Raw genomic sequence first — 25,087 nt, forward strand, 5'->3', positions numbered from 1 at the left:
CTTACCGGACCAGACGCCGGAAGCCCCGGGGCTCCGGGGCATGGAAGGTCCGCTTCTCCCCAGTGAAGGGATCGGTGAGAATCAGCACGTGGGCGTGCAGACACAGCCGGCCCAGCGGGTCGGTGGCCGCACCGTAATCCCAGTCCCCCGCCACCGGGCAGCCCAGTTCGCTGAGGTGGGCCCGGATCTGGTTCTTCCGGCCGGTGTCGATGTTCACTTCTAACAGCGTGTATTCCGTTCCGGCGCCGAGAGTGGTATAATGGGTTACCGCCTCTTTCCCGCCGGAGCGCACGGAGTAGACCTTGTGAGCCGCGTTTTCCCGCAGCAGGGTGCGGACGGTGTCCGCCTGCCTGGGGGGCCGGCCCTCCACCACCGCCAGGTAGCCCCGGCGGTCCACAAGGGTGTCCCAATGGTCCTGATAGGCCCGCTTGGTGGGCTCATCCTTGGCAAAGAGGAGCACCCCGGAGGTAGCCCGGTCCAGACGGTGGACGATGAATACCCGTCCCCGGGGGTCGGTCCGGCACACATAGTCGGTAGCCATGCGGTAAGCGGTGCGGACCTTTTCCCGCTCGGTGGCCATGCTCAAAAGTCCGGCAGGCTTGTCGATGACCAGGATATGTCCGTCCTCGTAGAGAATGGGGAAGGGCGCTTTAGTCTCCGCCGCGCTTTGGGGCAGGACCGTCACGGTCTGTCCCGGTTGGAGCGAATGGTCGTGGCGGGTGACGGTGATGCCGTCCACCTGCACCTGGCCCCGGGTGAGCAGGCTCTTGATGTTGTTGCGGCTTTGTCCCCTCACCTGTTCCAGCAGAAAGGGGAGCAGGGAGGCCGCATGGGTCACGGGATATTCTTTTTTCTGCATCTGAATCACATCCTGACATAAGGAGAATACGCGTATGAACGAAGTGCTTCAGCAGCTCCACGCCCGCAAATCGGTGCGGGCCTTTCTGGACAAGCCCATTGCTCCGGCGGACAAAGCCGCCATCCTGGAGGCGGCCTGCGCTGCCCCAACGGCGGGCAACCAGCAGCTTTACACCATTTTGGATATCACCGACCAGGCCGTCAAGGACACCCTGGCCGAGACCTGTGATCACCAGCCCTTCATCGCCCAGGCCCCGCTGGTGCTCATCTTCTGCGCCGACTGCCAGAAGTGGCAGGACGCCTTTGCCGCCGGCGGCTGTCAGCCCCGGAACCCCGCCGTGGGCGACCTGCTGCTGGCCTTCTGCGACGCCAACATCGCCGCCCAGAACGCCGTCACCGCCGCCTGGAGCCTGGGCATCGGCTCGTGTTACATCGGAGACATCCTGGAGCGGTGCGAGACCCACCGGGAACTGCTGCACCTGCCGGAGTATGTGGTGCCTGCCGCCATGCTGGTGTTCGGCTGGCCCACCCAGCAGCAGCTGGAGCGGCAGAAACCCCGCCGCCGGGCCATGGAGCACATCGTGCACGAAAACACATACCGGCACATGGGCGCCGCCGAGCTGGAGGCCATGCTGGCCGACAACGCCGGCCCGCGCCCCTATGCCGAGTGGCTGGCCGCCTTCTGCAAGCGGAAGTACAACTCCGACTTTTCCCGGGAAATGAGCCGCTCGGCTGCGGAATACCTCAAAGCTTTTCAGCGGTAAGTTGTTCCAGGATCCGCCGCAGCAGCTGGGCAGTCCCCACCTGATAGCCGCAGCAGGCGTAGACCGCCCGGCCCGCGCCGTCCCGCACCACCGCGAAAGGCGGCTTGTCCGGATCCAGCCCCAGGTGACGGGCCACCGTCTCCGTCTGGTAACCCCATTCCGGGTACTCCACCCGCACCTCCGGCCAGGCCGCCAGCAATGCGGCCAGGGTGGTCTGGCGCTCCGCCCCCGGCCGGCGCAGGAAACAGATTGTCTCCGCATCCAGGGCCCGGAACGCCGCCAGATCGGCGGTCAGTTCATTGAGAATATGTTCGGTCGGCTCCGCCCCCTCCTCCAGCCAGAGGAGCAGGGCGGGCCTTTCGTTTCTGCTCCGGAGTTCTTCCAGCGGCAGGTCCCGGGGGGTAATAAGATCCCTTAGGGTACACTCCCGCAGCTCCAGGAAAACTTCCCGCGTCTCTTCCGGCTCCAGGGAGAATTCCAGCCGGTCCGCCAGCTGGTCACCGGCGGGGAGCCGCAGGGCGGAAAGCACCCGATAGCGCCCGGCAGGCAGGACCGTCATCAGCTCATTTTTGTGCCAGGCCCGGTCGGCCAGCACCAGGGGTTTCCACATTTCCCCCGTCCACAGGTCCAGCGACCAGTTCTGCCGGTAGGAAAACCGGTCCTCCGCCGTCTTGCGGAAGATTACTTTTCCACATTTCTGCGGATGTTTGGGGACAACTTTTCCGTCCTGCCACATCATCACCGCTCCGTCCAGGGGCCGCAGCCAGGCGGGAATGCCCGCCTGCCGCAGGGCAATGACCTCTCCCACCGCTCCGGACTGGGGCACCGACCAGTCGGTGAGCCGCTCATAGGCCACCCGGGGACAGAGGACAAACCGGCGGAAGATCTCCTCCGGATACCGGTCTGCCCAGGGCCGGGCCCGCTCCAGGTGAAATTCCAGCAGGTCGGCGGTGGCGTCCCGCAGGTCCTTGTCGGACAAGCTCTCCAACAGGGCGGACCGCAGAGGGTCGCCGTCCCTGCTCAGAAAGGCGTAGATTACCTCAAAATTGCCCCGGGCCTTCTCCAGCTGTTCCCGCTGTTGCGGATAGGCCTCCAGCTTGTTCCGGTCGCAGTATCCCGCCATGCGCCCAGCCCGCTTGGCGTCTCCCGCCGCCAGCACTTCCGCGCGTTTCTTCCGCTGGGCTTCGTCCAGCGGCGCGGGGTTGACGGGATAGTCCCGGGGAGCACGGAAGTCAAAGGCTGTCCAGCCCGGGCAGGGGAGGGGAGCGGCCAGTTCCGCCCCGTCCTCGGTCTCACCGTGACAAAATGCCTCCCGTTCCCCGGCAGACAGGTGGAGATCCCCGATACCCAGCTCGGCCCGTACTGTGCCGTCCGGCCCGGCGGTCAGGTGGGCGATGGGACAGAACCGCGCCTCATTGAGCACCTCCAGGGTGATCTTCTCCCCCGGCCGGGCCCGGAAGGTGTACTGTTTGGTGCGGGCGTAGCGGCCAGTCTGATTGTGGTACAGGGCCTGGCCCTCCCGGCCCAAAGGCACGCCGTGGAGAGCGGTGTCCCTCACCGGGCCGAAGGTGCGGCTGTGGACCAGCATGGCCCGGGAAGCGGCGGTGTTAAACCACCCCCGGTCCAGCACCGGCTCCGGCTCGCAGGCCCCCAGAAACCGCCATTTCCCGTGGCAGAGCACCTCCACCCAGGCGTGGTTGTCGTCGCAGTGGGACCAGCGTGGGGCATACACCTGTCGGGCGGGCAAGCCTACGCTGCGCAGGGCGGCCACCAGAAAGGCGGACTCCTCCCCGCACCGGCCGCTGCCGCAGCGGTACACCGTCAGGGGGGAGGCTGTGCGGTCGTCCTGGGCCTGATAGCTGGCCTGCTCATGGCACCAGCGGTTGACTTCCAGCACTGCCTGCTCCTGCTCCAGGTCCTTTACCCGGTCCCACAGCTGGCCGTAAAACAGTCCCCGGTGGTCAGACAGGTCTTCGTCGTTGACTCTGGGGCAGAGCACATACTGTTCATAGACCTCCCGGCTGAGCTGCCTGCACCACGGCACGGTATCCCGCAGCATGGCGGCGTGGGCGGCAAAGGCCTCAAACAGTGATCGGGGATAGGTCGCCCAGTCCGCCGGCAGGGCGGTTTTGAGAAAGCGCAGTTCTTCTTCCATGGGATCCACTCCTTTTGATTGGGGCTATGATAGCACAAATTTTTATGCTATCATAGCCCCAGAATGGAAAAGAAGGTGGGCAATATGATACTAGAGGTGTGCTGCGGCTGTGCGGGAGACGTTTGGACGGCGGCTCAGGCCGGGGCGGACCGGGTGGAGCTGAACGCCGCCCTGTTCCTGGGTGGCCTGACCCCCAGCATCGGGGCCATGGAGCTGGCCCGGCGGGTAGATATCCCCATCATGGCCATGGTACGCCCCCGGGAAGGGGGCTTCTGCTATACCGAAGCTGAGTTTGCTACCATGCTGGCCGACACCCGGGCCCTGCTGGCGGCAGGAGCGGACGGCATCGTGTTCGGCTGTCTCCACCCCGACGGGACGGTAGACCGGGAACGGTGCGCCGCCATGCTGGAAATCATCGGAGCCAAGGAAAGCGTATTCAGCCGGGCTATCGACGTAACGCCCGACTGGCGGGCCGCTCTGGACGGTTTGATGGACCTGGGCTTTACCCGGGTACTTACCAGCGGCCAGGCTGCCACCGCTCCGGCTGGAGCCGCCACCCTCCGGGCCATGCGGGAATACGCCGCCGGGCGTATCCAGATCCTGCCCGGCTGCGGAGTAAACCCGGGAAACGCGGCGGCCCTGCTGGCGGAGACCGGCTGCGATCAGCTCCACGGTTCCTTTAAAACCTGGGGACTGGACATCTCGGCCACCCACAATCCGGCAGTGAGCTTTTCCGGAGGCACCTGCCCGCCGGAGGAACAGTATCCCGTCACCGACCCCACTGCCATTCGGGCTGCGGCAGAAGTCCTGAACAACCGAATTTAAACAGCACAAAGGCGCTGTCCATTTGGACAGCGCCTTTGTGTTGGATGGGGTAAAGAAAAGGAAAGGAAAGATAAGTGTAACCGAAATCTGTTACATGTTGTTGAACTCAGCAATACGGGTGACCACGGAAATCAGAGCCGCATTGGTGACCTCACCCTTGGGATTGAACACACCGTTCTGATCGCCCACCATGAAGCCGAAGTAGTTGGCGGCGCCCAGGTTGGACTTGTACACGGAGGAGATCTCGTCGGTGTCAGCAAACTTGGGAGTGGCGTTGCCCAGCGTCTCATTGTAAGGCACGCCGCAGGCCAGGATGGAGATATAGCCCAGCTCCTCGCGGGTCATCACATTGTCGGGCATAAAGGCCACGCGCTTGGCAGCCATGTCATCCAGCAGGCTGGTGTTGTACAGGGTACCCTGAGGACCGGTGACGTTGGGGTCCTTCAGAGGCATCAGGCCGGCCTCTACCACAGCGGCGATGACCTTGTAGTCGGGGTCGCTGGTGGGCACGTCGCTCATGGTGATCTCAGTGGTGGGTTCGGTCAGGCCCCACAGCTTGCCCAGCATCTTGGCCACATCACGGCTGGTAACAGTGGCATCCAGATCAATGGCCTCGTCCTCATCAATGAGGCCCTTGCTGGCAGCCTCCACTACGGCGTCGGAAGCCCAGTGGCTGGTGGACACACCGGCCACCTCACGGTCGGCCAGAACCTTGTAGGACATGCTGGTGGTGGAGTTGCCGCTCTCGTCGGTAGCGGTCATGCGGACGTACTTGCCGGCCATGTCGGCGGTGAGAGCCAGAGAGGCCTCGGTGCCGCAGCTGGTGTAGGTGCCGTCCTCGGTATCAGCAACCTCCCAGGTGTAGGTCAGCTTGGAGGTGTCGCCGCCCAGCTCCACGGCGCTGGCGGTCACGGTCTCGCCCACAACAGTGTCGCCCTCCACGTGGACGTCCACGGGACGAGGATAGCTCTTGCCGTTGATGGTGACGTTCTCAAACACAGGATCCTGCCAGTTCAGGGCGCGCACGTCCTTCTCGGCACCGGTGATCTCCACGTTCTTCAGAACCAGACCGGTGATGGGCACCTCGTCAAAGGCCTCCATGAAGATGCCGTACTGGCCGCCGGTGCTCTTCAGGTTCTCGATGGTGATGTTCTTGAAGTAAGGCAGATACTCGCCGTCGCGGCCGGTGTCGTACAGCATGGTGGCATGCACGGAGGCATCGCCCACGGACTTGACGGTGGAGTTGCGCAGATAGACGTTCTCAATGTAGCCGCCGCGCTGCGCGTTGGTCTTGAAGCGCAGAGCATAGTTCAGGTTGGGGCTGTCAAAGGTGTTGTTGTCGGCGAACAGGTTCTTGATGCCGCCGGACATCTCGCTGCCCATGGCGATGCCGCCGTGACCATTAGCAAAGTTATTGTTGCGGATGATCAGGTTCTGGGTGGGATAGCCCTGCTCGCCCAGATCGCGGCCATCCTTGTTACGGCCGGCCTTCACGGCGATGCAGTCGTCGCCGGTGTTGAAGTAGCAGTCCTCGATGAGCACGTAGTTGCAGTTCTCAGGGTCGCAGCCGTCGTTGTTGTAGCCGTGGGTGTCAACGGTGACGCCGCGAGCGGTGAAGTTGGTGCACAGCACGGGGTTCATGATCCACATGGGGGAGTTCTTAAAGGTAACACCCTCCACCAGAACGTTGGTGCAGTTGATGACCTGGTAGAAGTTGGGGCGCAGGTAGTGACCCTCGCCGAAGATACGCTCCTCAAAAGCCACACCGTCATCGGTCTGCTGACGCAGCACCTTGGCGTCGGCGGAAGAGGGGCTGGTGGTGGTGCCGTCGGGGTTGTAGGTCTTGCTCCAGTTCCACCAGTGATCGGCGTCAGCGTTGCCGTCCAGGGTGCCCTCGCCGGTCAGGGCGATGTTCTCGGCGTCCTTGGCGTAGATGAAGGGGCTCCAGTTGTAGCAGGCAGAACCCTCATAGTGGGCAAACACCAGAGGATAGTTCTCCTCAGTGATGTCCCGGGTGTAGAGCAGCAGGGTGTCTTCCTTCTCCAGGCAGAGGTTGACGTTGCTCTTGAGCTCGATGGCACCCACATCAAAGGTGCCGGAGGGAACGACAACCTTGCCGCCGCCCTTCTCGCTGACCTCGTCGATGGCCTTCTGGATGGCCTCGGTGTCCAGCTTGTCGTCATTGGGTACCGCGCCATAGTCCAGCACGTTCACGGAGTAATCCGGGAACTCAGGATCGCTGATATGGGTGAGGATCTCCTCCGCCATATCCCAGGACAGACCGTTGCCCTGTGTGGCCGTGTCTGCCTCCGCAGCCTGGGCAGGCAGAACGCCGGCCAGGGAGACGACCATACTTGCCGCCAGCAGTGCAGAAAGTTTACGCTTCATCTCTTGTACCTCCACTTTCCGTTCTTCTATCTCCGGGTAGCGCCTTTCCTAATCTCCACCCGGGCTTAAGACTGCCGTCCTGTACGGCAGGTTCAGCCAAAATCAGAAACGAGTAAACGTTTTACTTTTCCTCGATAAGAATTTTACTCTGATTGGGCATGTTGGTCAATTACTTTTTTAAGTTTTTTTAATTTTCGTCATTTTAGAAATTCTGTAGATTCTTTTTTATTTATTTTTCCTAAAATATGTGTTTTCTTCCGGTTCTTTTGCACGCTTTGCTTAGTACAACGTTTTTCCTAAGAAAAAAACACCGCGCTCCGGACCAAGCCGGAGCGCGGTGTTTTCCGCAGTTGGGGAGGAGCGGAACGGGAGGAATTTACACAAAGAGAGGGATAAAGTACAGGCCCAAACAGGTGATCACAATCCAGAACACACAGATGAAGGCCATGAAGCCCCACACATCCTTCAGCTTCATGCCGACCACGCTCAGCGCGGGGATGACATACAGAGGCTGCAGCAGGTTGGTGCACTCGTCGCCCAGCACGAAGGCATTCAGGCAGGTAGCCAGGTCGGCGCCCTGGATGTTCTGCACGGTCTGGACGATCAGAGGACCCTGCACGGTGAACTGGCCACCCTGGGAGGGGATGAAGCAGTTGACCAGACAGGCGGACAGGAAGGTGAAGATGGGCAGGGTGCGGGCGGTAGCCACGGAAGTGATAGCGCCAATGAGCACGGAACCCAGGCCGCCCTCGATGTACATCATACCCATGATGGCACCGTAGAAGGGGAACTGCATGATAATATCGGTAGCCAGGTGCATGGAGTCGGCATGGGCGGTGATCCAGGCACTGGGCTGGGGGAAAAGGAAACAGTTGATGCCAACAAACATGAAGATTACCAGGTTCATGTTCAGCGCGCCGAAGAAGCCCTTGGTAGCAAAGTCGTAGATAATGTTGATGAAGATAAAGGCGCCCACGACCCACATAACAGGCTTACAGGTATTCATCTTCTGAGCAAAGGTGCTAGCCTTACCAGTAATCTTATAGTCGTTGGGAGCTACGTCAGCCTGAGTGGCCACGTCGCGCAGCTCGATCAGCTCGTCCTCGCCGGGCTGGGTGAACAGCACAATCAGAATGAAGGCGATGGCCAGCACAGTGAACAGGATCACGTTGGGGGTGTTGTAGCAGGTCTCCAGGACGGTCATGGTGTGACCCACGATCTCGGCGTAGGAGCTGCCCTCAGTAGCCAAGTTGGAGTACAGGGTAGCGGAGGGCCCAAGGCACTGGCCCAGGATCATGCAGGTATAACCGCCGGCCACCATCATGGGGAAGTGCAGGCCCTTGACCCGCTTGGCCAGCTGCATGGACAGGATGGGGGTAACAATGGTGCAGAACGCGTAGTTGATCATGGAGGTGACATAGCCGAAGAGCATCATGATGATGATGGCGGTGTAGCGGTTATGCACGTGGCTGGCAATAGCGTTCAGCAACTTGGTGACCTGAGGGCTGCGGGCGCAGGTGGCGCATACGCAGACCATAATGCCCATCTGGAAAGCCAAGGTAAACTGGCTGCTCAGGCCGCCCCACCAGGCCTGCAGAAGCTCGATGGGGCCCTTGCCGATGATCAGGGACAGGACAAACACGACGATCATCAGGATAACGCAGAATACGAAGGAATCAGGGATGATCTTCTCAGCTGCAAAGTTGAACTTCTTACTGATGTTCCACAGAGGAGTTCCTTTCAGCTTCTTGGTCTGAGTTTGCTGGGACATTGGATCGCTTCCTTTCTCTCAAACTTCTCTCATCTATGTTCCCGTTCCCACAGAACGGAAAGCGCGGGAGATTACTTGCCGTAGAGCATGCGGATCAGATACTCGTTCAGGTCGGCATTGGACTTGGCCACCTGCTCAGGGGTCCACTTCTGGAAGCCCTCGCCGGTCTTGAAGCCGATCTTGCCCTCATCCCGCAGCTGCTTGAGCAGGGGGGAGGGTTCATGGGAGTCCTCCAGGTCCTTCAGGATGTAGTCATGGATGTTATAGGTCAGGTCGGTACCCACCATATCAGCGTTCTCCATAGGCGCCAGCTGAGGCAGACGCAGGCCGAAGGAGTACTTCACGGCCTCGTCCACAGTGGCGGCATCGGCGATGCCGTGCTCCACGATGGAAATGGCCTCACGCCACAGGGCATGCTGCATACGGTTGGCGATAAAGCCGGGCACATCCTTCTTGCACAGTACGGGCTTCTTGCCGGCGGAGCGGAGGACCTCCATCACGGTCTGGGCCGTCTCATCGGAGGAGGCGTCAGACTTGACCACCTCCACCAGAGGGATCAGGTGACCCGGGTTCCAGAAGTGGGTGCCAACGAAGCGCTCCCGATGCTTGAGTTCGGCGGAGATCTCGCTGGGGCTCATAACAGAGGAGTTGGTGCAGAAAATGGTATCCGGACGGCAGCGTGCCTCCAGCTTGGCAAAGGTCTCGCGCTTGACCTGCATGTCCTCAAACACAGCCTCGATGACCAGGTCGGCCCGGGAGACCAGCTCACTGTCCATATCGGTGGTAAACTGGATACGCTTCAGGCGGGCTTCCAGCTCCTCGCTGGTGATCACGCCTTTGTCCAGCAGCTGCTTGGTATTGGTGCGGATGCCGGCTTCCACATCAGTGGGGTACAGGTCGTAAACCCCCACCTCAAAGGCGGGGTTGGACGCCATAACGTAGGCAATGTTCTTGCCCATCATGCCGGCGCCACAGATAAGAATGTACTTGACGTCTTTCATAATCTCTTCTCCTAATCGGCGGTATCCTCATATTCATTGGCATCCGGCGGGTAGACCTTGCCGCTCTCTCCCACCAGTTCGCCCTCGGTCCCGCAGTCCGGGCACCGGCCGAAGGCGGGATCCGTGATGGTATCCGCCCCCGACTTAAATTTTTTACCGCACTTGGGGCAGCGGTAAAACATCCAGTAGACGCCCCAGCTCATTTCTTCAGGCCCAGGATCTCACGGGCCTCATCAGGAGTAGCCACCTCATTGCCGTACTCCCGGATCACGCGGGCAGCGCGCTCCACGAACTGCACATTGCTCTCGGCCAGCTGACCCTTGGCATACATGACGTTGTCCTCCATGCCCACGCGGACATGGCCGCCCAGCGCCACGGCGCCGTAGAGCATCTCCATAGCGGAATGGCCTACGCCAAAGCAGCTCCAGGTGGAACCGGGGCACAGGGACTCCATGGTCTCTTTCATAAACACCAGGTTCTTCATGGTGCCGGGGATGCCGTTGGCACAGCCCATGCAGAACTGGAAGTGCAGGGGAGCCTTCAGTACGCCCTTCTTCAGATAATAAGCGGCGTTGGCGATCATACCGGGGTCAAAGGCCTCGATCTCAGGCTTGACGCCCCACTCCTGCATGTGCAGGCCCAGCTCCTCCAGGAACTTGGGGTGGTTGATAAACAGGCTGGAGTGCAGCCAGTTCATAGAACCGCAGTCAAAGGACCCCATCTCGGGACGCAGTTCCTGCAGGTGAGCCTGACGGGTCTCGTCGGTGGCGTTCAGATCGCCGGAAGTGGTCATGTTCAGCACAATGTCGCAGTCAGGATGGTTCTTACGCAGCAGTTCCACGGTCTGGCGGAACTTCTCCTTATCCATCGTCCCGTTGCCCGCATCATCCCGCATGTGCAGGTGGGCCACAGCGGCGCCAGCCTTCCAGCAGCTGTATACATCCTCGGCAATCTCTGCCGGCGTCATAGGAACGTTAGGGTTATTTTCCTTTTTCGGCCAGGCACCGGTGGTTGCTACAGTGATGATGGTCTTTTTCATTTTAAAAGCACCTCATTTTCTTTCCAGAGCCATTAGCAGCTCATCTTTTCGCCTCTGTTAATATGCAACCGCTATGCCAACTTTCCCATCCTGCGGAAAAAATCCTGCAACGCCTTCTGTCCCAACGGGTTGTTTTGTTATCAGATTGTTCCCAAGGAAAAGGCGTGTGGTGAAATATTTCACCACACGCCTTTTCCTTTTCTTTTTCTTCCAGTTTTTTATAAGCGCAAAAAATGTTTCAATTTTTTGGATAAAAAAGGGCTTTTTTGTCTCATTTTTCTATATCTTATGGCTGGTGAATTTTATCACCACATTGGTGAAATTCTTCACCGCTCTTCTTTTTGTTCCTGACAACCGTATTGGCGGCACTTTTTAACCAGGGTGGAGTGGTCTACCCCCAGCAGGCGTGCCGCCTTGCGTATGGAACCGGCCCGCTCCACTGTATGGAGGATTACCTCCCGCTCGAAGGCGCTCACTTGTTGGCGCAGAGTGGCGTCCTCCATCACTCGGCCGCCCAGCCGCATCCCGCCCGGATTGAGCGCGTTATAAACCGTCCCACGGGTCACCACTCCGCCCGGGCTGGTCACCACGATGCGTTCAATCAGGTTTTCCAGCTCCCGAATATTTCCCGGCCAGCGATAGGCCAGGATCAGCTGCATGGCCTCATCGCTGATACGGGCATCCTTGCCGTACTTTTTATTAAAACTCTGGCAAAAGCGTTCCGCCAGATAGGGGATATCCTCCGGTCGCTCCCGCAAGGGCTTGATTTCCAGGGGTACTACATTGAGCCGGTAGAACAGATCCTCCCGAAAACGTCCCTGGCGCACCTCCTCCTGCAGGTCTTTGTTGGTGGAAGCGATGACCCGGATGTCCAGGCGGATGGGGCGGCTGCCGCCGATACGCATCAGCTCCCGCTGCTGGAGCACTCGCAGCAGTTTGGTCTGCAGGGGTAGCGGCATATCACCGATCTCATCCAGCAGGATGACCCCGGTATTGGCCAGCTCAAACATGCCGGCTTTCCCCGCCCGCTTGGCCCCGGTAAAGGCGCCGTCCTCATATCCGAAAAGCTCGGATTCCAGCAGCTCCCCGGGAATCGCGGCACAGTTGACCTTGATAAAAGGTTTGTCCACCCGATCGCTGTGATGATAGATCTCATTGGCCACCAGTTCCTTGCCGGTACCCGATTCGCCGGTAATGAGCACCGTCACATCGGTTGGCGCTACGGTGCGTACCAGTTCCATCACCGAAGCCATGGCCTGACTTCGGTAAAACAGCTGCCGGTCACCAGCCTGCTGCCGACGCAGATAGGTCAGCTCCTCGTTGGCCTTCTTGCTCTCCTCGGTTAAGGTGAGAAGCTGCTGCTCCAGCCGTTTGAGCTCGGGGAAATCCCGGGTGTTGGTCACCACCAGGACGATGTTCCCCGCCTCATCAAAGACCGGCGTGCCGGTGACCAGCACCTCCTTATTCAGTTTGAAAATCGTGGCCACAGAGTTGACCCGCTGCCGGCACTCCAGTACTTTGCCGGTAACCGAACCCTTATAAAGTTTGCCCTCGGCCTCAATGTCGGCTACTTTCCGCCCCAGCAGCTCCTCCGGAAGGATGCCGGTGGTGCGGGTATAGGCCTGGTTGATAAACAATACACGGCCCTCTCCGTCTGTAATATGAATACCGTCATACAGATTCTCACACACTTTTTGAAAATCGATGTTGGCATACAGGGCATTCTCTTGCTCCATGGCTTTCCCTCCTCACCATAGGAAAAACACCCCGTCCGGCGAATCTGCCTCGCCGTACGACGGGCATTTGTGCCAAACAGGGTGCGTTCTGCTTCTGGCGTCCCCGAGAGGATTCGAACCTCCGGCCTGCCGCTTAGGAGGCGGCCGCTCTATCCATCTGAGCTACGGAGACAAGTGTCTATCCGCCAGGAGCATTCAGGCGGACAGGGTTGTTTTATTGTACCGCAACTCAGCGGTCCTGTCAACGCCGACCACCTTGACCGGCTGGAATTTAGGCGGTTTTTTCGGGAAATGAGTTGCACCGGGCAATCTTCTAGGGTATAATAAATGGTCGAGTTTACACGGATTGATTTTGGAATTATTGAGAGGTGCACCACTTTGCAAGATACGAAGCTGAGAAACGTAGCAATCATTGCCCACGTTGACCACGGCAAAACCACTCTGGTGGACGAAATGCTCAAGCAGGGCGGTATTTACCGGGAAAACCAGGCCACGGTGGAGCGCGTTATGGACTCCAACGATCTGGAGCGGGAGCGCGGCATCACCATTCTGGCCAAGAACACCGCCGTCCACTATAAGGACGTCAAGATCAACATTGTGGATACTCCGGGCCACGCCGACTTCGGCGGCGAAGTGGAGCGGATCCTGAAGATGGTCAACGGCGTCATCCTTCTGGTGGACGCCGCCGAGGGTCCCATGCCCCAGACCCGCTTCGTGCTGAGCAAGGCCCTGGAGCTGGGCCACAAGGTCATCGTGGTGGTCAACAAGATCGACCGCCCCGACCAGCGCATTCACGAGGTCATGGATGAGGTACTGGAGCTGCTGCTGGATCTGAACGCCACGGATGAGCAGTTTGAGTCTCCCACTCTGTTCTGCTCTGGCCGTCAGGGTACCGCTTCCTATTCTCCCGACCAGCCCGGCACGGATCTGGTGCCCCTGTTTGAGACCATCCTCAACTATATTCCCGCCCCCGAGGCCGATGTGGATGCTCCCTTCCAGATGCTGGTCAGCTCCATCGACTACAATGAGTTTGTCGGCCGTATCGCCATCGGCCGCATCGAGCGGGGCAGTGTAAAGCAAAACCAGGAGATTGCGGTGTGCAACTATCACAAGCCGGATGAGGCCCCTGTCAAGGCCAAGGCTACCGCTCTCTATCAGTTTGACGGCCTGGGCAAGGTTCCGGTGACTGAGGCCACCGCCGGCAACATTATTGCCATGAGCGGCATTGGCGACATCACCATCGGCGATACCATCTGCGCCCCCGACTGTGTGGAGCCCATTGAGTTTGTCAAGATCTCTGCCCCCACCATCGAGATGACCTTCTCGGTCAACGACTCTCCCTTTGCTGGCAAGGAGGGCAAATTCGTCACCTCCCGCCAGCTGCGGGACCGACTGTTCCGTGAGACCCTAAAGGACGTGTCTCTGCGGGTCACCGAGACCGACTCCACCGACTCCTTCAACGTGGCCGGGCGCGGCGAGATGAGCCTGTCCATCCTCATCGAGACCATGCGCCGAGAGGGCTATGAGTTCCAGGTCTCTCCGCCCCGCGTACTCTATCAGGAGATTGACGGCAAGAAGTGTGAGCCGGTGGAGCGCCTGGTGGTGGATGTGCCCAGCGACAGTGTGGGCGCGGTCATTGAAAAGATTGGCGCCCGCAAGGGCGACCTGCTGGAGATGACTCCGGTGGGCAACCGCATGAAGCTGGAGTTCCTGGTCCCCTCCCGCGGCCTGTTCGGTTACCGCAACGAGTTCCTTACCGACACCAAGGGCGAGGGCATTATGGCCTCCGTTTTTGAGTGCTATGCCCCCATGAAAGGTGATATCCAGCGCCGCAACTCCGGCTCTCTGGTGTCCTTTGAGACGGGTGAGAGCGTGACGTACGGCCTGTACAATGCCCAGGAGCGCGGCGTACTGTTCATCGGTCCTGGTGTGCCCGTCTACGCCGGCATGGTGGTAGGCGAGACGCCCAAGCAGGAGGATATCTCGGTCAACATCTGTAAGAAGAAGCAGCTGACTAACATGCGTGCTTCCGGTTCGGACGAGGCTCTGCGTCTCACCCCGCCCAGACAGATGAGCCTGGAGCAGTGCCTGGAATTCCTGGCCGACGATGAACTGCTGGAGGTCACTCCCGAAAGCCTGCGCCTGCGTAAGCGTATCCTCAGCCACGCCGACCGTATGAAGGCGCTCAAGGGCAACAAGTAAATTTCCCCCATTACTTTATCTTGGGCCGCGCCGAACCGATGGCGCGGCCCGTTTTTTCAACAAAAACAGCGCCCGCTCCTCAAATGAGGAGCGGGCGCTGTTTTTGTTGTCTCTATGCAGTTTCCTCAGGGGCCTCTTGCGCGCTGTCAATGAGCCGTATCAGCTCCAATGCGCTGCGAAAGGGTTCCGTCCGGCCAGTCTCGGTCCAGGTAATGGTCCCCTGCCATGTGGCATTTTGACGGTCCAGGATCTGCACCAGAAAACTTTCCCGTGTCGGTCGTTTTTTCCCCATAACTGCCAATTCCTTTCCGGATTTTCTCTGATCAGTCCTCTTCTTCGCCCTTCTTCCGGCCAAAGGTAAAGGTCAGGCCAAGCGCCGCCATGGACATAGACAGCGCCAGCAGGCCAGCCGTTATGGCGGGGTTCACCGGAGCAGCCACGGCACCGGTCTGAGGCAGATCGCCCTTGGGCACGCCGGCATCATCAATCTCGACCTCGCTGCCGCTGTCCGTGCCGCCATCGGGGCCCGGGCCCAGCGGAGTGTCGGGCTCGCCGATGTCAATCTCGCCGCCGTCACCGGTACCCGTGCCGCCGTCGGGGCCAGGGCCCAGCGGGGTGTCAGGCTCGCCGATGTCGATCTCGCCGCCATCGCCGCCGTCACCACCATCACCGGGATCGGTAGGCTCACCGTTGGCCACATACCAGACAATGATTTCCTTGTCAGAGTCAATGTGCTCCATGCTGAGGCTGTCGCCGGTGACATTGGTCCGGTCATAGCCGGAAATGTCCAGTTCGGTGCGGCTGGTCACATCGTAGGCGTGGGTCTCCATGATGCTGATGCTGTAGTCGCTGCGCAGGGACTTCTCGGTTCCCTCTTCCAGGTACTTGACGACCACTTTGTAATAAGTGGTGTCGCCGCCATCCCCGCCACCGGGATCGGTAGGAGTCGTGCGGTAATACTTCAGGGTGATGGTCGCCGCAGTTGTCATGCTGGCGATATTCTGGCTCTGAGCATCGCTCTGATCCAGGCTGTAGTCGTCCTTCTCCTTGGCATAGTCAGCCGCCGTCACACTGGTACCATAGGCCACGTCGTGGGTCTCGCTGGTGGTCAGGTCTTCCTGCAGCACGCCATCCAGATAATACTGGTGGTTGACCGTCAGCGTCACCTGATCCGGCTGAGTCGAATATTCGCGGATATAGTTGATGGTGATAACGTTGGGCGTGGGCTGCTCCTGCGCCACGGCAGCCAGGGAGTCGATCTTGCCGCCCTCGGGGTCGGCATTGACGAACTCGTAGGAGATCTTCACCGTAGACTCACCGTTCTCATCGGGAGTATAGCGGTCCGGGTACTGAGTAGCGGTAAAGCTGTTACCGATCCACGCGCCATCTGCAATGGTGTCGTAGACGAGGGTAGTGCTGTACTCCGGTTTCATGCCCTCCTGGGCGATGTAGTCGGCGTCGGTCATGTCGTCCACATCGGTAAAGGTATCGCGGGCATAGTAATTGTGAGTCACTTCCACCCGGGTCTCATTGCCCACGCGGCTGTCAATGTACTGGGTGTAGTAGAAGTTGATGACATTGTCGCTTCCGGAGGTGAGTACGATGGTGTAATTCTCGCCCTGGAATTCACTGGAGGCCGTAGCGCTGTCCAGCGTATAGACCGGGTTGCCAGTGCTGTCCACCTTCAGATCGGGCGTGCCGGTGATGGTGAGACCGGCATAGCTGTTGCCCTCGGTCTTGTAGCTGGCGCCGGTGCCGATGGGATCGTAATCCTTGGTCGCGGTATCCTCATTCCAGTCCACCGTGCGGTAATAGTGATTGACGGTGTAGCTGGCGGGGGAAACCGCGCTGCTGTTGGTCCAGGTGTAGTAGAAGTCAATGCGGGACGCACCGTCGGGAATGGTGACGGTCACATCGTGCTCGCTGTTCTGATCGTACCCGCTCAGGTTGGCGCTGACCTCCACCCGGTCATAGGCATAGGGGGAGACCACAGCCGCTTCCGCCAGATAGCTCTGCTCCACAAATACGGGGATTACCACTTCGCCAGAGGTATGATCGATGGTCTCCTTGACGGTGTTGTCCGGATTGAGCACCGTCTCCAGATAGTGGTGCTGCACCGTAATGGTGGTAGCGGTCTTTGCCACCTGCTCAATATACTTCAGGGTGATGGTCTTATTTTCCGCATCGATGACGGGCTCAAGATTGTTCTCACCGTAGGCGGTATAGTTGCCCACTGCGCCGTCGCTCAGGCTTACCTTCTCACCCAGATAGGCGCTGGCACCGGTGACGTCATCCGGCGCGCCGCTGGGCTTGGCAACCTTCTGAGGCTCATCCCAGTAACCGGCCACACCTTCGTCATTGAAGGTCATCTCCTGGCGGTAGTACTCATACACCACATTGTAGGTGACCGCCTGCAGATCGCTGTCAGAGCGCTCATAGTACAGATCGATGGTGGTATTGGTGCCGCTGTGGAAGGTACCCGTGTCTGCATGGCTGGTAACACAGGTGTAGGTATAGCTCTCGCCGCCCACCTCGTGCTCCGTGCGCTCGGTGATGCTGTAGGGGTCTCCGGCCTGACCAGTCAGCGTCTCCATAGAGGTGCCATCGTCCCGGCGGTAATCCTCGGTGACCACACCGCCGATCACGGTGTCCAGCAGGGTGGTGTAGTGGTGCACGATGGTGATCTGGGCGTCATCCCGGGCGTCGCTGGGGATGGCGTCGTAGTAAACATAGATGGTCTGGCCCTGGGCAGGGACCTTCTCGCCGTCAGCCGCGATGTCGGAGACGGGCGCGTCGGGGCCGATGTTGGCACCGTCGTCCGTACTGGGGGTAAAAGTATAGCCTTCTTCACCCTTCAGGGTAACGGTCACGTTCTGTCCCTGATACAGGGTACCGCTGAGCGGATACTCCACGGTAACGGATTCGGGCACCGTCACACCGGTGGCGGGGCGGATGCTCTCGGTAACACCGTCATCCTCGGTGTAGCGCTCCCAGGCACGGTAGACGTGCACCACGGTCAGGGTGCTCTCAGCGGGGGACTCATTCAGCGTGTAGTACAGCTTGATGACCTCGCCATCCACCGCGGCGCCGGTCAGCTTGCCGGCATTGTCGTCAGCAGGCGTGTAAATGTCGCCGTTATACTCCGTCTTTTCCTGCAGGGTATAATACTCACCAGGGGCATAGTCCGTAATGGTCTCGGTATAACCCAGTTCGTCGGTGAAGCTACCCTCGTGGCTGATCTCGCCGTCCACGATTGCGGTCACGTTCTTGGTGTAGTAGTGCTCCACCGTGAAGGAGATCGTGGTGGGCTTGGCGGGGACATACTCAAAGGTGAGGTTCAAGTCGTTCTCGCCCACCTTGAGGTCAATGGTCGCCTTGCTGCTGTCCACCGTTACGTCCGAATCGCTGGTGGATACGGCCGAACCGTCCACATAGACATAGTCCTTATAGCTCTCGTTGGCCTTCAGGTCGGCGGAATAGCTCTTCTGGTCGGCCAGACGGACCGTGGCATCGGCCACCGGCACATCCACACTGGCGGCCAGTTTGGGTACCAGCTTGCCGTAGTTGTCGCTGCTCTGGTCGGTCTCCACCACCCAACTATAGGTATTGTAGGTGTGGGTGACGGTCACATGGGCCTCGCTGTTGTCAGTGGTACGGGAGTAGTACAGATCCACCGTGTTGTTGTTAGGCTCCAGCTCCACGGTCAGATCCTTTCCGCCCAGGGAAGTGGAGTCCAGGCTGTAGCCGCCGTCGGTAAGCAGGCCCAGGTTGCCTTCAGCACCAATGGTGTAGCGCTCACCGGCATACAGAGGTGCGTTGAGGTCGCCCTCACGGCCGTCATACGAGGTGACCTTCAGCTCATATTCGCCTTCACTGGGGGTGCCGTCGGCGTCGATGACGATCTCCTTATAGTAATGATTGACCGTCAGCAGAGAGGTCTGATGGTCATAATAGACCTTCAGTACATTCTGGCTGTCATCCAGAGAAACCGTGCAGGAAGCAACGGTTTTGGACACGCTGTAGTAATCGTCGGCATATTTGTCCGCATAGTTCGGGTCAGCCTCAGTCAAAGTAACGTTGGTGAACAGAGGCACCGCATCGAGACCCTTTGTATCGTCCAGGGTATAGGAGTCGTACTCGCCCTTCTTGGCATCTCCCTGGAGGTAATACTCCACCCGATAGGGCAGCTCAGGGATTTCGCTGGTAACCGCAGGCACATCAAAATCAATGGTGTTGCGTCCCACTTCCTGGCTGTCCTGATACAGGCGGTAGCTCAGAGTCGTGGTGCCATTGGTCAGCAGGCCCTTCGTCCCGGTCTCCAGGTCGGTATAGCCATACTCTTCGCTGCCATTGACCAGGGCGCGGTAGAAGTCCTCCGTCCGGGGCACAGTGATGTCGTATTTCAGGGTATAGTGGTAGTAGGTCGTTCCGCCCTCCTGTGTCGTGGTGGGCTCCACGTTCAGCATATTCCAGGTAATGTTCTTCTGGTTGCCGTCGGTCCAAGCGGCCGGGGTATTGGACCCCTTCTGATAATAGTTATAACCGGTGTTAAATTCTTTAAAAGTAACATAAGGGCTCAGAGGATCGGTGACATACCAGGCCTGGGCGGCATTGCTCACCGTCTCCTCAATCTGACCCAGCACGTCGCCCAGCTCGGCGCTCTCCACCTTGGAATAATTGGGGATCCAATTGCCGTGCTCATCCTGCCGGGAAGAGGCAATTTCCTGCAGGAATGCTTCGTCAAAGCCGTTGCCGGTATCACACCCGATGGTGTACAGCTCAATACCGGAGTTCTTGGCGGCGGTAGCCTGGGTACGTGCACTGCTCTTCCCGCCGAAGCCACTGATTCCGCCCCACCAACTATCCTCTGTGGGATCACCGTCGGTGATGAGCACGATGTAACGCAGAGAGGAGCTGTCATTCAGCAGCTGCCGGGCCTGCTTCAGCGCGGGGCCGGTGGGAGTGCCGCCATTGGCCGTAATGGTATCGACCTGGCTTTCCACCTGGCTATAGCTGGTGGCCTGATTTACGATCGTCTCCACCTTGGGATTAGCGCCATTGAAGCCGGACCCCTTGAACATCACCACGGAAACGGTGCGTTTCCCATCGGTGTTGTTCGCCAGGAATTCCTCAGCAAAGTCCTTGGCCGCTTCCTTTGCCTTGTAAATGGCGCAGCCATTGCTTTCACAGCTGGTACCATACTTACTGTATTTGCTGTGGCTTGTATTGTGGTTGATCGCTTCACACATACTGCCCGAAGCGTCAATAACCAGCACCACATCGGCCGGGACATTCTGGGTGACGGTCTCCACGGAAGCAGTGGTGGTCACATCCAGTGTAATGGTAAACTCATCGTCCCGATTGGATACAGGGTCAATGCTTTTCTGCACCGACACATAGCCGGGCTCTCCTTTGCCCTCATTGGTCACCTGCTCTCCGTCGTGCAGGATCGTCACCGGGGGCAGCTGGGTCCCTGCGGCCATGGCACTTACGGGCAGCAGCCCCATCAGCATGACCAGGGCCAGCAGCATGGCCAGGATCTTTTTTCCTTTCTTTGCCAACATCATTCATTCTCCTTTCAGTCTGAGAATGGAATCTGTGGCGGCCGGACTGGCGTGGCGGTGCCTCTCCGCTTTAGCCTCCATAGCTTTGCGTCCCGGCCTTTCGGCCGGTTTGCCGTTTCACGTTCCATGCGCCGGGCGGGGTCTTCTTTTCTCCGGCAATCCGCATGTTCTGTATTGAACATACCATGTACCGGTCACTTCCCGGTTACATTCCCGAAAAGTCTTCGCCCTTCTTGTTTCCTGACGTGCTCCTATCGTAACACGCCATTGTTACTTTTTGGTTACATTTCAAAAGTTTTATTTTATTTCATTGAAATTTGTGTTTCTATTTGGTATTATGTGACCGTCCCAGAATAAGACTACCATCCAGCCCCAGATTGTGCTATAATACATTAAAATCGTATACACTCAGGATCTTCTAGTTTGGAAGCGAGGTCTTTCCTATGGCCAGAACTGCACCTGCCGCTGCGGTGAAACATATTCAGGTCTCTACACTGGGCGGATTCCGTCTGCAGATCGACGGTCAGGTGCTGACCGACGAGATCAATCGTTCCCTGAAACTCTGGAATGTATTGTGCTATCTTATCGTTCACCGGGATCGGACGGTACCTCAGTCAGAGCTGATCGAGCTGTTTTGGACCGAAGAAAACAGCTCCAATCCCAACAACGCCCTTAAAACCCTGCTCTACCGGGTGCGCTCGCTGCTGCTGCCGCTGTTTCCGGAGGGGCCGGACCCCATTCTCTCCCAGCGGGGTTCCTACTCCTGGAATCCGGCCATTGCATGCACTCTGGACACGGACCGGTTTGAGACCCTCTGCCGTCAGGCGGAGGAGCCAGGCCGCACAGCAGACGAACGCATGGCCCTCTACCAGGAGGCCTGTGCACTTTACCAAGGGGATTTCCTGCCCAAACTGTCCACCCAGATGTGGATCATTCCTCTCAGTGCACGCTACCACTCCCTCTTCCTGGCAGCGGTAAAGACCTATGCCACCCTGCTGGATGAGGCCCACGCCTATGAAGAAATGGTAGAACTGTGTACCCGTGCCAGCCAGCTTGACCCGCTGGATGAGGGGTTACATATACTGATCGTCCGGGCTCTTCTGCACCAGGGGAAGGACGCCTCGGCCCTCAGCCATTACGAAAAAGCCACCGACCTGCTCTACCGCAGCCTTGGCGTACGGCCATCCGAGGAGCTCCAGGAGCTCTACCGGGAAATCATGGACACCGAGGAAGGGCTCGAAACCAATCTGGAAGTCATTCAAAGCCATTTGAAGGAGACCGCTGCGCGGCCCGGGGCTTTCGTATGTGAATATGGCTTTTTCCGGGAAGCCTACCGGCTGGAAGCCCGTCGGGCAGCCCGCAGCGGTGCCTGCATTCATGTAGCTTTGATAACCGTGGCCCTGCCTGATGGCAGCGCTCCTCCGCTTGGTATTCTGAATACCACCATGGACCAGCTGCTGGAAATCCTTGCAGGCAATCTGCGGCGGGGAGATGTAGTCAGCCGGTACAGCGCCGCCCAATATGTGGTAATGCTTCCTGCGGCCAATTTTGAAGATTCCACCATGGTCATGGACCGCATCGTCACCGCCTTTTACCGCCAGCACCGGCGCAACTATCTCAAGCTCTCCTATAAGATCCGGGAGCTGGAGATCAATTAGGAGGTCCCGCTGTGAACAAACGCATCCCCCTCATCGCAGCGCTGCTGCTCTGCCTGGCCTGTCTGGCCCTGGGCGCCGCACTGGCTCTGTTGTGGAGTGGGAGACAGAGCCTTCCTCAGGCGCCCCAGATGGCCGCCTCTACTCCCGTCTCAACCACGGCACAGCCCAGCGCCGCCCCCACCCCTACCCCGGAATCGGAAACGGAAGAAGTGCCTGACGGTGATCCGGCCATGGATGACAATGGGCTGCCCAAGGACCGGGTATACATCACAGAGGCCCGCAAGTCCTATGTGGACGGTACACTGCGCCTGAAAATTCCCAAGCTGGATGTAGATGTTCCGGTGTTGAACGGAACCGATGCCGACACACTGCTGCGGGGCGTCGGGCTGTATGAATATGCCCAGCTGCCCTCCGAGGGGGGCGCCAACGTCTCCATTGCCGGCCACCGCAACGGTCTGCGGGGTGGGCAGATTACCGATAATATGCCCTTTTACTACATCAACACCCTTACGGAAGGCGATTACCTCTATCTGGTAGATGATCAGACCATTTACCAATATCTCTGGGAATGCACCCAAGTCATCGAGCCGGATGACTGGACCCCTATCTTCAATCAGGGATACGGCTGTGTGACGCTCACTACATGTACCCCCATCGGTGTGGCCGATCACCGGCTTGTGGTCCGGGGCGAACTGGTCGCTACCTATCCGCTGAGCGAGGAATACCCCTATCCATCTGACACTTCAAAGGAGTAACTGCACCACTATGAAACACATTCGCATCCGGCGCATCGCCATCGCCCTGCTGGTCCTGGCCCTGGCTGTGGGCGGAACCGCCGCCATCTTCGGCGCCAACCGGGCCTCTGCCAGCCAGAAACCCTCCGTACTGCCGGTAAAGGCTGCTGCCGTCACCGGAGTCACCGTTTTTTCCAACTCCAGCGCCTCCATTGATGCTTCCAACCTCTCCGAGGGTTACATCCTGGTGAAGTACACCGGCGGCAAAAATGTGAAAATCAAGGTCCAGATCACCAAGCAGGGCGGAGAAACCTACACCTATAACCTGAACAATACTGGCGCGACCGAGACGTTCCCCCTCACCGAGGGCAACGGTCAGTACACCGTCAAGGTCTTTGAAAACACCTCCGGGACCAAGTACGCCCAGGCCTACAGCACCACCCTCAACCTGAAACTGCGCAACGACTTTCTGCCCTTCCTTTACCCCAATCAGTACGTCAACTACTCCGACAGCTCCAAAGTAGTCGCCAAGGCCGCAGAATTGACCGCAGGCAAAAGTTCTGATTTGGAAAAGCTCTCGGCGATCTACTATTATGTCACCGACAATTTTGTCTACGATTATAATCTGGCCAATACGGTACAGAGTGGCTATCTGCCGGATGTAGACAAAGTCCTGGCCTCCCAGAAGGGCATCTGCTTTGATTACGCAGCGGTGATGGCAGCCATGCTGCGCAGCCAGAACATCCCCTGCAAACTGGTGGTGGGCTACGCCGGTACCATCTATCACGCCTGGATTAACGTCTACATTGAGGGTGTGGGTTGGGTTGATAAGGTCATCTACTTTGACGGCACCACCTGGACCCTGATGGACCCCACCTTTGTTTCCAACGGCAAGCACAGCGATGCTATCCTCAAGTACGTCACCACCGACACCAACTACAGCGAGAAGTACGCCTATTGATCATATGACCGCTCATTGGGGTCCCGCGGTATACCGCGGGACCCTGTTCCAAAGGGGGATAAGCATGAAAGATAACCCGAACAACACGGTTTTAAGCTATGACGCACTCTCTGTCTTCTGCTGCCAGCTGTCGCTGATGCTCCATGCAGGCATCGGCAGCGAAGAGAGCGTCAGTCTGCTGCTCTCCGACACCCGGCAGCCCCGTGAGCAGGAATTGCTGCGCACCGTACACGCCAAGCTGCTGGACGGCGCTCCTCTGGCTGACGCGCTGGAAGCGGCGAACGCCTTTCCGCCCTACCTGCTGCGTATGGTCTCCATTGGAGAGGCCTCCGGGCGGCTGGACCAGGTACTCACCGCTCTGGCCACTTACTACCGGCGGGAGGCCGATACTCAGCGTGCTCTGCGCCGGGCGGTAGCTTATCCTGCGGCCATGGCGCTGCTGGTCGCCGTTATTTTCCTGGCTCTGGTGTCCCGGGTACTGCCCGTATTCCAGCAGGTCTTTGCCCAGCTGGGGGTAGCGCTTTCTCCAGTGGCACGGGCGCTGCTGAGCTTCGGCTCGGCCAGTCAGGCGGTGACTGCCGTACTGGCGGTGATCCTGATCGCCTGCGCGCTGCTGCTGTTCTATCTGGTGCGCAGCCGGAAGGGCGCAGCGGCCTACAGCCGCTTTTTTGCCCGTTCTGCTGCTGGCCGGGCGGTAGACCGCAGCCGCTTTGCCTCCGTCATGGCCCTGATGCTCTCCAGCGGTCTGCCGCTGGATGAGGCCATGGGCCGCACGGTGGAGCTGCTGGAGCAGTCCGCTCTGGCGCCTGCTCTGCGAGAGTGCCGCCGCCGTATGGAAGAAGGAGAGTCCTTCCCACGGGCAGTCGAAAGCGCAGGACTGCTTACCGGACTGCAGGCCGGACTGCTGTCAGCGGGCAGCCGGGCTGGGGTCACCGACCAGGCTATGGAAGAACTGGCCCGCCGCTGCGCACAGGAGTCGGAGGAGCGGCTGGACGGCATGCTCAGCCGCTTTGAATACCTTTTGGTCGTGGTCCTCTGTCTGTCCATCGCACTGGTATTGCTGTCGGTGATGCTGCCGCTGCTGGGCGTACTCTCCGCCATCGGAGGGTAAGGCTATGGGACACAGAATTTCTCCCCTGCGCCGGGTGGCGCCTGTGTTGGTGCTGTTGGTGCTGATCCCACTTGCTTTGCTGTTTGCCTCCCGCTTTCTGGGTGGGCGGGCAGACGCAGAAACCCTGGAGCTTACGGAGCAGGCCGTCCGCCGGGCCGCTGTGCAGTGTTACGCGCTGGAGGGGTTCTATCCCTCCAGTCTGGATTATTTGAAGGATCACTACGGTGTTACTGTAGACGAGGATCGTTGTTTTGTGGCCTATCAGTATGTGGCCGCTAACCTAATGCCGGATATCACGGTCCTTCCCATTTCCTGAAAGG

At 59.1% G+C, this 25,087-nt stretch carries 18 protein-coding genes, 1 tRNA gene and 1 riboswitch; of the genes, 8 read left to right on the forward strand and 11 right to left on the reverse strand.

The window, feature by feature from the left end:
• Position 1 precedes the first annotated feature (1 nt).
• Complete coding sequence (locus tag WMO45_RS07970) at positions 2–859, reverse strand: RluA family pseudouridine synthase (RefSeq protein WP_349140103.1); 858 nt, start codon at positions 857–859, stop codon at positions 2–4.
• 34 nt (positions 860–893) lie between these two features.
• Here WMO45_RS07970 and WMO45_RS07975 point away from each other — a divergent pair, with 34 nt between their 5' ends.
• Positions 894–1,622 (forward strand): nitroreductase family protein, encoded by a 729-nt coding sequence (locus WMO45_RS07975; RefSeq protein WP_349140104.1) that lies wholly within the window; start codon positions 894–896, stop codon positions 1,620–1,622.
• Here the strand turns inward: WMO45_RS07975 and WMO45_RS07980 are convergent.
• A complete protein-coding gene (locus tag WMO45_RS07980; protein WP_349140105.1) occupies positions 1,603–3,777 on the reverse strand; it encodes a transglutaminase-like domain-containing protein in 2,175 nt (724 codons plus the stop codon). The two genes, WMO45_RS07975 and WMO45_RS07980, sit on opposite strands and share 20 nt — an antisense overlap.
• Positions 3,778–3,861: 84 nt before the next feature.
• Between WMO45_RS07980 and WMO45_RS07985 the strand changes: the two genes are divergently transcribed.
• On the forward strand, positions 3,862–4,602 hold the full coding sequence (locus WMO45_RS07985) for a copper homeostasis protein CutC (protein WP_349140106.1): 741 nt from the start codon (positions 3,862–3,864) through the stop codon (positions 4,600–4,602).
• A gap of 90 nt (positions 4,603–4,692) precedes the next feature.
• On the opposite strand, the gene WMO45_RS07990 is transcribed toward WMO45_RS07985, so the two are convergent.
• From WMO45_RS07990 to WMO45_RS08020, 7 genes are all read right to left on the reverse strand, one after another.
• Complete coding sequence (locus tag WMO45_RS07990) at positions 4,693–6,990, reverse strand: glycoside hydrolase family 28 protein (RefSeq protein ID WP_349140107.1); 2,298 nt, start codon at positions 6,988–6,990, stop codon at positions 4,693–4,695.
• Positions 6,991–7,366: 376 nt separating this feature from the next.
• Complete coding sequence (locus tag WMO45_RS07995; RefSeq protein ID WP_349140108.1) at positions 7,367–8,761, reverse strand: TIGR00366 family protein; 1,395 nt, start codon at positions 8,759–8,761, stop codon at positions 7,367–7,369.
• Positions 8,762–8,832: 71 nt separating this feature from the next.
• Positions 8,833–9,762 carry a 3-hydroxyacyl-CoA dehydrogenase family protein gene (locus WMO45_RS08000; RefSeq protein ID WP_349140109.1) on the reverse strand — a complete coding sequence of 310 codons (930 nt, stop codon included), beginning with the start codon at positions 9,760–9,762 and terminating at the stop codon, positions 8,833–8,835.
• Positions 9,763–9,773: 11 nt separating this feature from the next.
• Complete coding sequence (locus tag WMO45_RS08005) at positions 9,774–9,944, reverse strand: hypothetical protein (protein ID WP_349140111.1); 171 nt, start codon at positions 9,942–9,944, stop codon at positions 9,774–9,776.
• 17 nt (positions 9,945–9,961) lie between these two features.
• Positions 9,962–10,801 (reverse strand): beta-keto acid cleavage family enzyme, encoded by an 840-nt coding sequence (locus WMO45_RS08010; RefSeq protein ID WP_349140112.1) that lies wholly within the window; start codon positions 10,799–10,801, stop codon positions 9,962–9,964.
• A gap of 326 nt (positions 10,802–11,127) precedes the next feature.
• Complete coding sequence (locus tag WMO45_RS08015) at positions 11,128–12,537, reverse strand: sigma-54 interaction domain-containing protein (protein ID WP_349140113.1); 1,410 nt, start codon at positions 12,535–12,537, stop codon at positions 11,128–11,130.
• 95 nt (positions 12,538–12,632) lie between these two features.
• A tRNA-Arg gene (locus tag WMO45_RS08020) sits at positions 12,633–12,709 on the reverse strand.
• Between the two features lie 206 nt (positions 12,710–12,915).
• Between WMO45_RS08020 and typA the strand changes: the two genes are divergently transcribed.
• Entirely contained in the window at positions 12,916–14,739 is a 1,824-nt protein-coding gene (gene typA / locus WMO45_RS08025; protein WP_349140114.1) for a translational GTPase TypA, read from the forward strand.
• Between the two features lie 112 nt (positions 14,740–14,851).
• Here the strand turns inward: typA and WMO45_RS08030 are convergent, their stop codons facing one another.
• Positions 14,852–15,031 (reverse strand): hypothetical protein, encoded by a 180-nt coding sequence (locus WMO45_RS08030; RefSeq protein WP_349140115.1) that lies wholly within the window; start codon positions 15,029–15,031, stop codon positions 14,852–14,854.
• Positions 15,032–15,062: 31 nt separating this feature from the next.
• On the reverse strand, positions 15,063–20,303 hold the full coding sequence (locus tag WMO45_RS08035) for a VWA domain-containing protein (RefSeq protein ID WP_349140116.1): 5,241 nt from the start codon (positions 20,301–20,303) through the stop codon (positions 15,063–15,065).
• Between the two features lie 33 nt (positions 20,304–20,336).
• Positions 20,337–20,427: riboswitch (cyclic di-GMP riboswitch) on the reverse strand.
• A 319-nt stretch (positions 20,428–20,746) separates the two neighbouring features.
• Here WMO45_RS08035 and WMO45_RS08040 point away from each other — a divergent pair.
• The 5 genes from WMO45_RS08040 (at position 20,747) to WMO45_RS08060 (ending at position 25,083) form a co-directional block, all read left to right on the forward strand.
• On the forward strand, positions 20,747–21,961 hold the full coding sequence (locus tag WMO45_RS08040; RefSeq protein ID WP_349140117.1) for an AfsR/SARP family transcriptional regulator: 1,215 nt from the start codon (positions 20,747–20,749) through the stop codon (positions 21,959–21,961).
• A gap of 11 nt (positions 21,962–21,972) precedes the next feature.
• Positions 21,973–22,716 (forward strand): sortase, encoded by a 744-nt coding sequence (locus WMO45_RS08045; protein WP_349140118.1) that lies wholly within the window; start codon positions 21,973–21,975, stop codon positions 22,714–22,716.
• 10 nt (positions 22,717–22,726) lie between these two features.
• A complete protein-coding gene (locus WMO45_RS08050; protein WP_349140120.1) occupies positions 22,727–23,656 on the forward strand; it encodes a transglutaminase-like domain-containing protein in 930 nt (309 codons plus the stop codon).
• A gap of 64 nt (positions 23,657–23,720) precedes the next feature.
• Positions 23,721–24,767: a type II secretion system F family protein gene (locus tag WMO45_RS08055; RefSeq protein ID WP_349140121.1), complete on the forward strand. Its 1,047-nt coding sequence runs from the start codon at positions 23,721–23,723 to the stop codon at positions 24,765–24,767.
• A gap of 4 nt (positions 24,768–24,771) precedes the next feature.
• Positions 24,772–25,083, forward strand: coding sequence for a hypothetical protein (locus tag WMO45_RS08060; RefSeq protein WP_349140122.1), 312 nt, complete (start codon positions 24,772–24,774; stop codon positions 25,081–25,083).
• The last annotated feature ends 4 nt before the right edge of the window (positions 25,084–25,087 follow it).

Origin of the sequence: Flavonifractor hominis (assembly GCF_040095835.1) — a bacterium.
GTDB classification, from domain to species: Bacteria; Bacillota; Clostridia; order Oscillospirales; family Oscillospiraceae; genus Flavonifractor; species Flavonifractor hominis.

What these genes read in the sequence shown, in the direction of transcription:
- WMO45_RS07970 (WP_349140103.1), bottom strand. Translation starts at nt 859, where the DNA reads ATGCAGAAAAAAGAATATCCCGTGACCCATGCGGCCTCCCTGCTCCCC.
- WMO45_RS07975 (WP_349140104.1), top strand. Translation starts at nt 894, where the DNA reads ATGAACGAAGTGCTTCAGCAGCTCCACGCCCGCAAATCGGTGCGGGCC.
- WMO45_RS07980 (WP_349140105.1), bottom strand. Translation starts at nt 3,777, where the DNA reads ATGGAAGAAGAACTGCGCTTTCTCAAAACCGCCCTGCCGGCGGACTGG.
- WMO45_RS07985 (WP_349140106.1), top strand. Translation starts at nt 3,862, where the DNA reads ATGATACTAGAGGTGTGCTGCGGCTGTGCGGGAGACGTTTGGACGGCG.
- WMO45_RS07990 (WP_349140107.1), bottom strand. Translation starts at nt 6,990, where the DNA reads ATGAAGCGTAAACTTTCTGCACTGCTGGCGGCAAGTATGGTCGTCTCC.
- WMO45_RS07995 (WP_349140108.1), bottom strand. Translation starts at nt 8,761, where the DNA reads ATGTCCCAGCAAACTCAGACCAAGAAGCTGAAAGGAACTCCTCTGTGG.
- WMO45_RS08000 (WP_349140109.1), bottom strand. Translation starts at nt 9,762, where the DNA reads ATGAAAGACGTCAAGTACATTCTTATCTGTGGCGCCGGCATGATGGGC.
- WMO45_RS08005 (WP_349140111.1), bottom strand. Translation starts at nt 9,944, where the DNA reads ATGTTTTACCGCTGCCCCAAGTGCGGTAAAAAATTTAAGTCGGGGGCG.
- WMO45_RS08010 (WP_349140112.1), bottom strand. Translation starts at nt 10,801, where the DNA reads ATGAAAAAGACCATCATCACTGTAGCAACCACCGGTGCCTGGCCGAAA.
- WMO45_RS08015 (WP_349140113.1), bottom strand. Translation starts at nt 12,537, where the DNA reads ATGGAGCAAGAGAATGCCCTGTATGCCAACATCGATTTTCAAAAAGTG.
- WMO45_RS08030 (WP_349140115.1), bottom strand. Translation starts at nt 15,031, where the DNA reads ATGGGGAAAAAACGACCGACACGGGAAAGTTTTCTGGTGCAGATCCTG.
- WMO45_RS08035 (WP_349140116.1), bottom strand. Translation starts at nt 20,303, where the DNA reads ATGTTGGCAAAGAAAGGAAAAAAGATCCTGGCCATGCTGCTGGCCCTG.
- WMO45_RS08040 (WP_349140117.1), top strand. Translation starts at nt 20,747, where the DNA reads ATGGCCAGAACTGCACCTGCCGCTGCGGTGAAACATATTCAGGTCTCT.
- WMO45_RS08050 (WP_349140120.1), top strand. Translation starts at nt 22,727, where the DNA reads ATGAAACACATTCGCATCCGGCGCATCGCCATCGCCCTGCTGGTCCTG.
- WMO45_RS08055 (WP_349140121.1), top strand. Translation starts at nt 23,721, where the DNA reads ATGAAAGATAACCCGAACAACACGGTTTTAAGCTATGACGCACTCTCT.
- WMO45_RS08060 (WP_349140122.1), top strand. Translation starts at nt 24,772, where the DNA reads ATGGGACACAGAATTTCTCCCCTGCGCCGGGTGGCGCCTGTGTTGGTG.